The organism is Falsibacillus pallidus, from assembly GCF_003350505.1.
Classification (GTDB): domain Bacteria; phylum Bacillota; class Bacilli; order Bacillales; family DSM-25281; genus Falsibacillus; species Falsibacillus pallidus.
This window is the reverse complement of sequence record NZ_QQAY01000001.1, coordinates 185,281-198,050: the sequence shown is the minus strand read 5'-3', so window position 1 is coordinate 198,050 and position 12,770 is coordinate 185,281. Positions and strand designations below refer to the sequence as shown.

Genomic DNA, 12,770 nt, shown 5'->3' with positions numbered 1-12,770 from the left:
TTTTGAATTTTATTATTTTTATCCCTGCTAATTATTTTCATGTTTGATTCACAGCTTGATACACTTGAATTCTTTAACAACATGGGTACCCTTTTTCCATTTTTGCAGCTCTCAAGCTGTGCATAAATTTCCCTGCCGAGGAGATACTTAACTTTGAACAGCAGCTCCTGTAAGGAGGGAAAAGACTTGACGCGAAATAAAGTGGAAATTTGCGGTGTGGACACATCTAAACTCCCTGTCCTCAAAAATGAGGAAATGAGGTTGCTTTTTAAGCAAATGCAGTCAGGGGAACTTTGGGCTAGAGAAAAATTAGTAAATGGAAACTTACGCTTGGTCCTCAGTGTCATCCAGAGGTTTAATAACCGCGGAGAATTTGTGGACGACTTGTTTCAAGTTGGCTGCATCGGATTGATGAAATCAATCGATAATTTTGATCTTGGCCAAAATGTTAAGTTTTCCACCTATGCAGTACCGATGATCATCGGTGAAATCCGCCGCTATCTTAGGGATAATAACCCTATACGTGTTTCAAGAAGTTTAAGGGATATAGCCTATAAAGCCCTTCAAGTCCGTGAAAGATTGATGAGTGAAACATCAAGGGAGCCGACTGCTGAAGAAATTGCTAAAGTGCTTGATGTGGCCCATGAGGAAGTCGTATTTGCATTGGATGCGATACAAGACCCAGTTTCATTGTTTGAACCTATATACAATGATGGGGGAGATCCGATATTTGTCATGGATCAATTGAGTGATGAAAAAAATAAAGATATTCAATGGATTGAGGAAATAGCCCTAAAAGAAGGAATGCGCAGATTGAATGAAAGAGAGAAGATGATTATCAGAAAAAGATTTTTCCAAGGTAAGACACAAATGGAGGTAGCAGAAGAAATCGGAATCTCCCAAGCTCAGGTGTCCAGGCTGGAAAAAGCAGCAATCAAGCATATGAATAAAAACATACAATAAGAAAAGCGAAAGCGCCTCGAACAGCCCCGACCAGCATAAGACGGAACTCGAAGGAAATCCTGATTTCCGTAGAGGTGCGGCTTATGACTCGAGGGGCTAGGCGCTGTAGCTGGACAGCACTCCAATCAGAATGTTTATACTTTCTGATCTATCTAAAATAGAAAAATGCCGCCGGACCTGCTCCTGGCGGCATTTTTCTATTACACATGTTTTCTTATAGATCATGCATATACTTGAATGAGAACGAAAAGGAGAGGGGGATTCCCTTGGTCAGGATCTCAGAATTTCAAATCAAAGATGTCGTAAATATTTCTGATGGAAAAAAACTAGGCAATATTGGGGATATCGAAATCAACTTGGAAACGGGGAAAATTGATGCTATTGTAATTGGTTCAGGAGGGAAGCTGCTTGGACTGTTTGGAAAAGAGGAAGACGTCGTCATTCCGTGGAACAATATCGTGAAGATTGGAACCGATGTGATATTAGTCAGGTTCAAGGAACAAAAATATACACAGCAGCAGTTAAATGAACCTAAGTGATGATATATATATGCTGACCGCATGCCAGGCGTATGGTAAACTAAAGAAAATACAAATGGAGGAGCTTTATTATGGGTGAACCATTTGATCGAAAGTTTACAGAGTACTTCGCGCTGTCGGAATGGGTCAGCCGTTTTCCTGATCTGGCTGCAGGTTTCACATCAAAAGAAGGCGGTTTTAGTAAAGGATCCTTCGAAAGCTTGAATATGGGTTTCCATGTGGGGGATGAATTGGATAAAGTGGTATCTAACCGAATTCTGCTGGCTGAACGCCTCGGGACTCCAATCGATGATTGGGTTGCTGCAGAACAGACTCACGGAAATCGAATTGTGAAGGCCTCATTGAATGACCGCGGAAAAGGTGCAAAGGAATATGCTTCAGGCTTCAAAGATACAGACGGATTCTATACAAATGAACCGGGGATTCTTTTGACATTAGCGTTTGCCGACTGTGTTCCTTTATTTTTCATCGCCCCTGAAAAAGGATATATCGGTGTTGCCCATGCAGGATGGAAAGGGACAGCAAAAGGGATTGCTGCTGAAATGGTAAAAGCGTGGATGGAAGAAGGTGTCTCGCCGGAGGAAATCCATGCGGCAATCGGTCCATCCATCTGCAGGAATTGCTATGTCGTTGATGACCGTGTTATAAATGAAATGGAAATATGGCTGGATGAAACGGTTGAAAAACCATATAATGAAATCAGTCAAGGGCAATATTCAATTGACCTTAAAGAAATGAACAAATTGATATTGAGAAAATCAGGCATTCCGGCCAACCATATCGAAATGACGCAATTCTGTACGAGCTGTGATTCCGAATACTACTTTTCGCATAGAAGAGATGAAGGGAAAACAGGCAGGATGCTCAGCTTCATTGGCTGGAAAGGAGAATGACTTCATGAAAGTAGCAGAAAATCTAGAGCTAATCGAAAAAAACATTGAAGAAGCGTGCAGGAAATCAGGAAGGAACCGAGATGAGATCACGATTGTGGCAGTGACAAAGCAGGTTTCTGCTGAACGTGCAAAAGAAGCCATGAAATCCGGACTCTTACATCTTGGTGAGAACAGGGATGAAGGCTTAAATGAAAAATGGGAAGTTCTTGGAGATGAACCCATCTGGCACTTCATCGGTTCATTGCAAACGAGGAAAGTGAAAAACATCATAGAAAAAGTTGATTACATACATTCCCTTGATAGGAGTTCACTTGCAAAGGAAATCGATAAACGAGCAGGCAAGCCGATTAATTGCTTTGTTCAAGTGAATACTTCAGGCGAGGAATCAAAGCATGGGCTTGCACCCGAAGAGACACTTGATTTTATCAAACAATTGGACAAGTTTAAAAATATCAATATAATTGGTTTAATGACAATGGCTCCAAACTCAACCGGTGAAAAGGTAATTAGAAAATGCTTCTCTGATCTAAAGGGACTTCAATTGAAAGTAAAAGAGCTGGATCTTGAATATGCCCCATGTACAGAATTATCGATGGGGATGTCCAATGATTATGGGATTGCCATAGAAGAAGGGGCAACATATATCCGCATCGGAACATCATTGGTCGGTGCCGCTGAAAATGAACTGGAGGTGTAGAAATGGGACTAAAATCAAAATTTAAAACATTTTTTCTTTTAGATGATGAATATGATGATATGGAAGAAGAAATCATGGAAGAAGAGGCTGAACCGGCTAAACAGCCGATGGTGAAGGCGCAGCAAGGAAATGTAAAACAAAATATTGTCAGTCTGCAAAGTGTTCAAAAATCATCCAAGGTAATATTGGTTGAGCCAAGGGTGTATGCAGAAGCTCAGGAAATTGCAGACCATTTGAAAAATAGGCGGGCTGTTGTGGTCAACCTGCAAAGGATCCAGCATGACCAGGCTAAAAGGATCGTAGACTTTTTGAGTGGGACTGTATATGCCATCGGCGGGGATATCCAAAGGATAGGATCCAATATTTTTCTGTGCACTCCTGACAACGTAGAGGTTTCCGGAAACATTTCCGAACTGTTCACTGAGGCTGATATAGATGATACGAGGTGGTCCTAGGTAGAATGACTTGGATATTGGTAGCATTAGCAAAACTGGTTCAATTATATTCATGGGCGCTGGTCATTTACATTTTGATGTCCTGGTTCCCGAACGCAAGGGAAACAAGTATTGGCCGGATATTGACAAGAATTTGCGAGCCTTACTTAGATCCGTTCAGAAGAATCGTACCCCCTATTGGGATGATTGATATCTCCCCAATTGTTGCTTTCATCGTTCTGAATTTGGCAATGAGCGGGATCCAACAATTGATCAGGTGGACGATATAAAAGGGAGCTATCTGCTTCCTTTTTTATTTTCCAGAATAGAGGTTGAAAGATGACAGATATTTACCAGCATTTTCGATCAGAAGAAAAAGACTTCGTGGACAGCGTCATTCAATGGCGTCAATATACAGAAACAACTTATGCCCCTAAACTGACAGATTTCCTTGATCCGAGACAGCAATGGATCGTACAATCAATCATTGGAAAAGAAGGAGAGATCAAATGCTCCTTTTTTGGCGGATACGAACAAGCAGAAAGAAAAAGAGCGCTGATCTATCCATCCTATTATGCACCAAGTGAAGAAGATTTTTTAATCACGGTGGCCGAAATCAATTATCCTCATAAATTTGTCTCAATCGATCATCGAAAAATTTTAGGGAGCTTGATGTCTATTGGACTCAAAAGGGAAAAGTTCGGGGATATCATTGTTTCCGGAGAGAGGGTCCAATTTTTATCAGTGAAAGAGATGGATGATTTTGTAAGGATGGAGTTTACTCATGTAGGGAAAACACCGGTAGCTGTTGAAGAAAAGCCCATCGACGATCTGCTCCATAATCCTGAAAATTGGAAAGAAAGTTCTACCACTGTAAGTTCTTTAAGACTTGATGCAGTCCTTGGGGCAATCATGAATATATCAAGACAAAAATCCCAGCTATTGATTCAGTCGGGGCATGTAAAGGTCAACTGGAAGATTTCCGAGCAGACATCATTTCTCTGTGAGGAAGGCGATATGATTTCAGCAAGGGGATTTGGCCGTGCAAAAATTGTGTCGATTGAAGGAAAGACAAAGAAAGAAAAATGGCGGATAGTCGTAGGAGTTTTGAAATAATTTTAGAAAATTGCAGGGTTTTTTACACAAGTTGTCGAAACATCAGTATAATTGATTTATGAACTAGTGGAGCATAATTAACAAATTGTAAAATAAAGATATTGTGGAGGTGGCAGCAATGCCTTTAACACCGTTGGATATACATAACAAGGAATTCAGCAAGGGATTTAGAGGGTATGATGAAGATGAAGTGAATGAGTTCCTGGATCAAATCATTAAGGATTATGAACTTCTCATTCGCGAGAAAAAGGAATTGGAAGAAAAATTAAATTCCATGCATGAACGATTAAGCCATTTTACGAATATCGAAGAGACATTGAACAAGTCCATTATTGTTGCCCAAGAAGCGGCAGAAGAAGTAAGAAGGCATGCCCAGAAGGAATCCAAGCTGATCATAAAAGAAGCAGAGAAAAATGCCGATAGGATCGTCAACGAATCATTATCAAAAGCAAGGAAAATTGCTATTGAAATTGAAGACTTGAAAAAACAGTCCAAGGTATTCCGCACGCGCTTCAAGATGCTAATCGAAGCACAATTGGACATGCTGAAAAATGATGACTGGGACAAATTGATGGAATTTGAAGTCGATGCATCAGAATTGAAGGTCCTTCAAGAAGACACGTTGACTTGACGAACAACTTCTCTATCACATATAATTTAAAAACATTAATAACAATGATAAACGACGGTGACAGGGACAGTACGATACAATGATCTTAAGGTAAAGCGAGCCGGGGAAGGTGAAAGCCCGGATTAAGATAGTGATCGGAAAATCACCCTTGAGTCCCATTCTCGAACGCTGTTTAATCACAGCCAGTAAAGATGGCGTTTCATTCACGATACGAATGTCAAAGTGGGTCGAGGGTAAACTTGATCTATTAGGGTGGTACCACGGGAATAAACCTTCTCGTCCCTTTTCGGGATGAGAAGGTTTTTTGTTTTTCCTTGAAAACCATCTGATTGTGAGCTCACTTTAAAGTTCTGCTGCCCGTCAATGCCAAGGAGGAATTGGAATGGAATACAAAGATACGCTGCTTATGCCAAAAACTGAATTTCCTATGAGAGGAAACCTTCCAAAAAGAGAACCAGATCTTCAGGAAAAATGGAACGAGATGGATATTTATAAAAAAGTTCAGGAACGAACTCAAGGCCGTCCTCTATTTGTCCTTCATGATGGACCACCATATGCTAATGGCGATATCCATATGGGCCATGCATTAAATAAAGTATTAAAAGACTTCATTGTCCGCTATAAATCGATGAGCGGCTATTGTGCTCCATACGTACCAGGCTGGGATACACACGGCCTTCCGATCGAGCAGGCATTAACGAACAAAGGCGTCAAACGAAAAGAAATGAGCGTTGCCGAATTCAGAGAGCTGTGTGCAAAATATGCATACGAGCAAGTCGACAGTCAGCGTGAGCAGTTCAAACGTCTTGGAGTAAGAGGGGATTGGGAAAATCCTTATATCACTCTTAAACCTGAATATGAGGCGCAGCAAATCAAAGTATTCGGGGAAATGGCTAAAAAAGGATACATCTATAAGGGTCTCAAGCCTGTTTACTGGTCCCCGTCAAGCGAATCTGCTTTAGCTGAAGCTGAGATTGAATATCAGGATAAGCGTTCCCCATCTATTTATGTGGGATTTGACGTGAGAGATGGGAAAGGTGTCCTTGAATCCGGTACAAAGATCATCATCTGGACCACTACACCTTGGACAATTCCTGCCAACCTCGGAATTGCCGTTCATAAAGATTTGGACTACGCAGTGGTCAATGAAGGTGGAAGCAAATATGTAGTAGCTAAAGATCTTCTTGAAGAAGTAGCAGAAGTGCTGGAATGGGAGTCTCCACAAGTTGAAAAGACCGTGAAGGGATCGGAACTTGAAAGAGCAACTGCCAAACATCCTTTATATGACCGCGAGTCACTTGTCATCCTAGGCGAACACGTTACAACCGATTCTGGTACGGGCTGTGTCCATACCGCTCCAGGACACGGTGAAGATGACTTCCAGGTCGGAAAGCAGTACGGACTGGATGTTCTTTGTCCAGTTGATGATAAAGGTTATATGACTTCAGAAGCACCAGGCTTTGAAGGGTTGTTTTATGATGAAGCCAATAAGCCGATCACAGAAAAACTTGAAGAATCAGGGGCTTTATTGAAGCTGAAATTTATCACCCATTCCTATCCGCATGACTGGAGAACAAAAAAACCTGTAATTTTCCGTGCTACAGCACAATGGTTCGCTTCCATCGATAAGTTCCGTGATGAACTTTTGGAAGCTGTCAAAGAAACGAAATGGGTTCCTGCTTGGGGAGAAACAAGATTATTCAATATGGTGCGCGATCGTGGGGATTGGTGTATTTCCCGCCAGCGTGCATGGGGCGTCCCAATTCCGGTATTTTATGCTGAAAACGGGGAAGCCATCATTACTGATGAAACGATTGCGCATGTGTCGAATCTCTTCCGTGAACATGGATCAAATATTTGGTTCGAGCGGGAAGCTAAAGAATTGCTTCCTGAAAACTTTACACATGAAGGCAGCCCTAACGGCAGATTCACTAAAGAACACGATATCATGGATGTTTGGTTCGATTCCGGATCCTCCCATCAGGCAGTACTGGAAGAGCGCAGCGATCTTCAGCGCCCTGCAGACTTATATCTTGAAGGATCTGACCAATACAGAGGCTGGTTTAACTCATCCTTGACGACAGGTGTTGCAGTAACCGGAAAAGCACCGTATAAAGGAGTCTTGAGCCATGGTTTTGCACTTGATGGCGACGGAAGAAAAATGAGTAAGTCTTTAGGGAACGTTGTCGTTCCTGCGAAAGTAATGAATCAGCTCGGTGCGGATATTCTTCGTTTATGGGTGGCATCAGTTGATTACCAAGCAGATGTAAGAGTTTCAGATCCAATTCTGAAGCAGGTGGCAGAAGTTTACCGCAAGATCCGCAATACGTTCAGATTCTTGCTAGGAAACCTTGCTGATTTTGACCCTGCAGCCAATTCTGTTGAGTATGACAAGCTTCGCGAAGTCGATCAATATATGCTTGTTAAGCTGAATAATTTGGTGAAGAACGTTCGACAAGGATATGAGCGCTATGATTTTGCCGGCATCTATCATGCTGTCAATAATTTCTGTACGCTTGATCTAAGTTCTTTCTATCTTGATTTTGCAAAAGATGTCCTTTATATCGAGGCTGAAGATCAATTCGAGAGAAGAGCGATCCAGACAGTCCTTTACGAAGCATTGGTAGCAATGGCCAAATTGCTTTCACCGATCCTTTCCCACACTGCGGATGAGGTATGGCCATACATTCCTGGCGTAGAGGAAGAGAGTGTTCAGCTTACAGATATGCCTGATGTCAAGGAAATCCCGAATGCCGAAGAGCTTGAAAACAAATGGGATCAGTTCCTGAAGCTTCGCGATGACGTTTTAAAGGCACTCGAAGAAGCAAGAAATGCAAAGATCATCGGTAAATCGTTGACAGCAAATGTATTGTTATATGTTAATGACAATACAAAAGCACTTCTAGACAGCATTTCAGAAAACCTCAAACAGTTGTTCATCGTTTCAGGTTTCGAAGTGGCCGGATCCGTTGATGAAGCACCTGAAGATGCATTAAAGCTTGAACACGCATCCATTGTGGTGGAGAAGGCTGAAGGGGAAACATGCGAAAGATGCTGGACAGTCACTACTGAAGTAGGGAAGTCAGAAGACCATCCAACCCTATGCCCGCGCTGTGCAGAAGTAGTAAAAGAAAACTATTCACACCTTGGATAATTCAATATTAGACAGGCTCCTCCTAAGAGGGGCCTGTTGTTTTTTTGAGAGATAAGAAAGTATAAAAAATCAGAGTGAAATCTTTCCAGCTCCAGCGCCTAGCCCCTCGAGTCATAAGCCGCACCTCTACGGAAATCAGGATTTCCTTCGAGTTCCGTCTTATGCAGGTCGGGGCTGACCAAGGCGCTTGCGCTTTTCTAAATGAAATCCAGCCAATCATTCATGGAGAAAAGCACCACCTTTAGTAATACTTACGTTACCTTCTTCTTCTCTTTTGAGGGAATGCTACTTGATAAGAAGGAGGGGGAATGATGGAAGAGACGAAAAAAAGGCTGTATCAACAATTGATCGAGTCGCACATTGAACTTAACCAGCACTTATCTGTCCACCCATTGGTGAAGCATTATATCGAACAGGAAAAAAATGATATAAAGCACGCATTATCAAAGTTTGAAAATGACACTTTTGGTATTTGTGAATTCAGCGGTGAATTGATTCCATTGGACATCATGCACCATCTCCCAACGATCAGAAACACGAATGAATGGAAGGAAATTCATAAAAAGTTCGGAAAATCAAACATCCCGTACGGAGGTTGAATCGAAGTTCATTGTTACCGCTGTTTTTATATGCTAAAATGCAAAGGTAATCATTTCATTTAGAATTCGGGGGTTGCCTTTGTGTATTATATTGTTGCACTATTTGTCCTTTTATTAGATCAATTGACAAAATGGCTCATTGTCAAAAATATGGAGTTTGGCGATGAAATCGAAATCATAAAGAACTTCTTTTACATTACCAGTCATCGAAACAGAGGCGCTGCGTGGGGAATCCTTCAGGGGCAGATGTGGTTTTTCTACCTGATTACAGTTGTCGTCATCGGCGGAATCATTTTTTATATGCAAAAACATGCAAAAGGCAAGCCTTTATTGGGCATCAGCCTCGGAATGCTTCTTGGCGGGGCAATAGGCAATTTTATCGATCGGGTTTTCCGCAAAGAAGTGGTTGATTTTATTCATACATACATCTTCAGCTACAATTTCCCTATTTTCAATATTGCGGATGCATCGTTGACAATCGGTGTCATCTTATTGATGATTTATATGCTGAAAGAAGAGAGAGAAACGAAGGAGAAAACTTATGGAGAAAGTGGAACACATCATACAAGAAAATGAACAGAACGAACGCATCGATAAAGTTGTGTCCTTAATCAATCCGGAATGGTCCAGAACCCAAGTAAAACAATGGGTTAAAGACGGGGCCCTTACTGTGAATGGCAAAGTGATAAAACCAAATTATAAATGTAGTCTGAACGACCAAATCGAAATATCCATTCCGGAACCGGAAGCACTGGATGTGCTGCCGGAAGACATGAATCTGGACATCTATTATGAAGATCACGATGTCGTTGTCGTAAATAAACCAAGAGGTATGGTTGTCCATCCCGCTCCCGGTCATTTAACCGGTACATTGGTCAATGGTCTTATGCATCATTGCAATGATCTATCCGGAATCAATGGCGTCCTTCGCCCGGGAATCGTCCATCGAATCGATAAAGATACGTCAGGTCTATTGATGGTAGCGAAGAACGATTATGCGCATGAAAAGCTGGTTCAGCAGCTGGTAGATAAATCAGTGACAAGAAAGTATTACGCAATTGTCCATGGCATCATTCCGCACGACTATGGAACGATAGATGCGCCGATCGGAAGGGATTCCCATGACAGGCAAAGCATGACTGTCGTTGATAAGGGGAAGAACGCTGTTACCCATTTCCGTGTTTTGGAACGCTTCGACCAATTTTCTTTTGTGGAATGTGAATTGGAGACAGGACGGACCCATCAAATCCGCGTCCATATGAAGTATATTGGATTCCCGCTTGCAGGAGATCCAAAATATGGACCTCGCAAGACATTAAAGATTGATGGACAGGCTCTTCATGCAGCCATTCTTGGATTCGTCCACCCAAAAACAGAAGAATATATGGAATTTGAAGCTCCTATGCCAAAAGATTTTCAGCAGATTTTAGACGAATTGCGACAAGGTAGTTGACACAGACCATTATTCATATTATCCTTGTATTAACTTAATGAACCTTTAATACAGTCCAGTGAGGCTGAGAAGGAAGCGGATATTAGCGTGCATTTGAATGCAGGCTTGGTGTAATATACCCAAAACCTCTCATCCATTGGTGAGAGGTTTTTTTATACCGTTTTCGAACGAAACTGATTAAATTTCTGAGGTGATTGACTTGACTCAAAAGGCGCTAGTATTAGACCAGCAGGCCATCAGAAGAGCGCTGACGAGGGTGGCACATGAAATTATTGAACGGAATAAAGGTGTTCATGAATGTGTACTTGTCGGCATTAAGACAAGGGGGATTTTCCTGGCTGAACGATTGGCCAAAAGGATAGAAGAAATCGAGGGCGAAAAATTGGCTGTCGGTGAACTGGATATCACTCTTTATAGAGATGATCTAACCACTAAAACAGAGAGTCAGGAACCCGAAGTAAAAGGGACGGATATCCCGGTTAACATCAGCGAGAAAAAAGTCATTCTCGTCGACGATGTCCTTTATACGGGGAGAACGGTGAGGGCAGCATTGGATGCCATCATGGATCTTGGAAGGCCGTCGCAGATTCAACTGGCTGTCCTTGTAGACAGAGGACACAGGGAACTGCCGATCCGGGCTGATTATGTAGGAAAAAACATCCCCACGTCAAGCTCTGAAAAAATCGTGGTAGAACTGCTTGAATCAGATGATTCTGATCAAGTGACCATATACGAAAAATAATAATCTTTTCCTTTTAATTTTAGTCCAGAGAGGCTGAAAAAGGGATTCACTCTGCACAGCATCATGCCAGATGTATATCTGCATGCAGACAACCCTTTTTGCACCTCAAAGCAAAAAGGGTTTTTATTTTGCAAAATGAAAGGTGGAAATAATCATGTCAAAACCAATACTGGATATAAATGAAAAACCGACACCGATGCAATGGATCACATTAAGTCTGCAGCACCTATTCGCTATGTTCGGTGCAACGATCCTGGTACCATATCTTGTCGGGCTAAGCCCTGCAATCGCTTTGATTTCAAGCGGACTTGGAACATTGGCCTTCATCATCATTACAAAAGGGAAAGTACCAGCGTACCTGGGGTCATCCTTCGCCTTTATCGCACCTATCATTGCTGCTAAAGCAAGCGGCGGTCCTGGTGCAGCCATGATTGGAACTTTCATGGCAGGAATCGTCTACGCCATCGTTGCACTCATCATCAGCAAAGCCGGGTACAAGTGGATCATGAATCTGCTTCCACCGATCGTGGTAGGTCCTGTAATCATTGTCATAGGATTGGCACTCGCCAATACAGCAGTAGGAATGGCGATGAATGGACCTGATGGAAAATACAGCATGCTTCACTTCTCTGTAGCACTTGTCACACTGGCGGCAACCATCATATGCTCCATATATGCTAAGAAAATATTCAGCCTGATCCCAATCTTGATCGGAATCATCGTCGGATACAGTTATGCGGCGATTGTAGGAATCGTAGATTTCTCACCAGTAGTAAAAGCGCATATTTTTGAAAAACCGGACTTCATTTTTCCCTTCATCGATTATAAAGTTCATCTGACAATGAATATCGTCTGGCTGATGATTCCTGTAGCAATCGTCACCCTATCCGAACATATCGGACATCAGCTTGTATTAAGTAAAGTTATCGGAAAAGATTTAATCAAAGACCCTGGTCTTCACCGTTCAATCCTGGGTGATGGCATGTCGACAATCATTTCAGCGCTGATCGGAGGACCGCCAAAAACTACGTACGGCGAAAACATCGGTGTACTGGCCATTACACGGGTATACAGCGTGTATGTCATTGGAGGCGCAGCCGTTTTGGCAATCGTGTTTGGATTCATCGGAAAAGTGACAGCATTGATCAGCACAATCCCTACACCGGTAATGGGCGGAGTATCCATCCTGCTTTTCGGAATCATCGCATCCTCCGGGCTCAGGATGCTTGTAGACAGTAAAATCGACTTTGGAGATAAAAGGAACCTGGTCATCTCATCCGTCATCCTTGTCATTGGAATCGGAGGAGCAATGATCGACATCAAAGGGGTCCAGATCCAGGGAATGGCTCTTGCTGCCATTGCAGGAGTATTGCTAAACCTGATTCTTCCGGGGAGAGAAAAAATGGATGAAAGCATGTTTGAAAAAGAAGGTCATTCTTCTGACGGAACAATAGATGAACATGTAGCATAATAGACCACCTTTTAAAAAAGTACAGAGAGACTTTTAAGGGTGTAAGAGATAGCATTCAGCGAGGAAAAATAGGGAGAT

At 42.2% G+C, this 12,770-nt stretch carries 14 protein-coding genes and 1 other annotated feature; all 14 genes read left to right on the top strand.

Annotated features, from left to right (window positions below; genetic code table 11):
* Positions 1 to 186: 186 nt before the first annotated feature.
* The 14 genes from sigG to DFR59_RS00900 all read left to right on the top strand — a co-directional run bounded on the left by sigG (position 187) and on the right by DFR59_RS00900 (position 12,692).
* Entirely contained in the window at positions 187 to 963 is a 777-nt protein-coding gene (sigG, locus tag DFR59_RS00965) for an RNA polymerase sporulation sigma factor SigG (RefSeq protein ID WP_114743757.1), read from the top strand.
* A 266-nt stretch (positions 964 to 1,229) separates the two neighbouring features.
* Positions 1,230 to 1,502, top strand: coding sequence for a YlmC/YmxH family sporulation protein (locus tag DFR59_RS00960; protein ID WP_114743756.1), 273 nt, complete (start codon positions 1,230 to 1,232; stop codon positions 1,500 to 1,502).
* 71 nt (positions 1,503 to 1,573) lie between these two features.
* Positions 1,574 to 2,395, top strand: a complete 822-nt coding sequence (pgeF, locus tag DFR59_RS00955) for a peptidoglycan editing factor PgeF (RefSeq protein WP_114743755.1) — start codon at positions 1,574 to 1,576, stop codon at positions 2,393 to 2,395.
* Between the two features lie 4 nt (positions 2,396 to 2,399).
* Complete coding sequence (locus DFR59_RS00950) at positions 2,400 to 3,092, top strand: YggS family pyridoxal phosphate-dependent enzyme (protein WP_114743754.1); 693 nt, start codon at positions 2,400 to 2,402, stop codon at positions 3,090 to 3,092.
* A gap of 2 nt (positions 3,093 to 3,094) precedes the next feature.
* Positions 3,095 to 3,547 carry a cell division protein SepF gene (locus DFR59_RS00945; protein WP_114743753.1) on the top strand — a complete coding sequence of 151 codons (453 nt, stop codon included), beginning with the start codon at positions 3,095 to 3,097 and terminating at the stop codon, positions 3,545 to 3,547.
* Positions 3,548 to 3,552: 5 nt separating this feature from the next.
* Complete coding sequence (locus DFR59_RS00940) at positions 3,553 to 3,816, top strand: YggT family protein (protein ID WP_114743752.1); 264 nt, start codon at positions 3,553 to 3,555, stop codon at positions 3,814 to 3,816.
* A gap of 49 nt (positions 3,817 to 3,865) precedes the next feature.
* Positions 3,866 to 4,642, top strand: a complete 777-nt coding sequence (locus tag DFR59_RS00935; RefSeq protein WP_114743751.1) for a YlmH family RNA-binding protein — start codon at positions 3,866 to 3,868, stop codon at positions 4,640 to 4,642.
* A gap of 118 nt (positions 4,643 to 4,760) precedes the next feature.
* Positions 4,761 to 5,273 carry a DivIVA domain-containing protein gene (locus tag DFR59_RS00930; RefSeq protein ID WP_114743750.1) on the top strand — a complete coding sequence of 171 codons (513 nt, stop codon included), beginning with the start codon at positions 4,761 to 4,763 and terminating at the stop codon, positions 5,271 to 5,273.
* Positions 5,274 to 5,321: 48 nt separating this feature from the next.
* Positions 5,322 to 5,560: a binding site (T-box leader), on the top strand.
* A 95-nt stretch (positions 5,561 to 5,655) separates the two neighbouring features.
* Positions 5,656 to 8,427, top strand: coding sequence for an isoleucine--tRNA ligase (gene ileS, locus DFR59_RS00925; RefSeq protein ID WP_114743749.1), 2,772 nt, complete (start codon positions 5,656 to 5,658; stop codon positions 8,425 to 8,427).
* Positions 8,428 to 8,738: 311 nt separating this feature from the next.
* Positions 8,739 to 9,026, top strand: coding sequence for a hypothetical protein (locus DFR59_RS00920; protein WP_114743748.1), 288 nt, complete (start codon positions 8,739 to 8,741; stop codon positions 9,024 to 9,026).
* An 81-nt stretch (positions 9,027 to 9,107) separates the two neighbouring features.
* Complete coding sequence (gene lspA, locus DFR59_RS00915; RefSeq protein ID WP_114743747.1) at positions 9,108 to 9,602, top strand: signal peptidase II; 495 nt, start codon at positions 9,108 to 9,110, stop codon at positions 9,600 to 9,602.
* Positions 9,568 to 10,479: an RluA family pseudouridine synthase gene (locus DFR59_RS00910; RefSeq protein WP_114743746.1), complete on the top strand. Its 912-nt coding sequence runs from the start codon at positions 9,568 to 9,570 to the stop codon at positions 10,477 to 10,479. The genes lspA and DFR59_RS00910 overlap by 35 nt, the downstream gene beginning before the upstream one ends.
* 199 nt (positions 10,480 to 10,678) lie before the next feature.
* The gene (gene pyrR / locus DFR59_RS00905; protein WP_114743745.1) at positions 10,679 to 11,221 is read left to right on the top strand and encodes a bifunctional pyr operon transcriptional regulator/uracil phosphoribosyltransferase PyrR; all 543 of its coding nucleotides are present in this window, start codon (positions 10,679 to 10,681) and stop codon (positions 11,219 to 11,221) included.
* Between the two features lie 154 nt (positions 11,222 to 11,375).
* Positions 11,376 to 12,692 (top strand): solute carrier family 23 protein, encoded by a 1,317-nt coding sequence (locus DFR59_RS00900; protein ID WP_114743744.1) that lies wholly within the window; start codon positions 11,376 to 11,378, stop codon positions 12,690 to 12,692.
* The last annotated feature ends 78 nt before the right edge of the window (positions 12,693 to 12,770 follow it).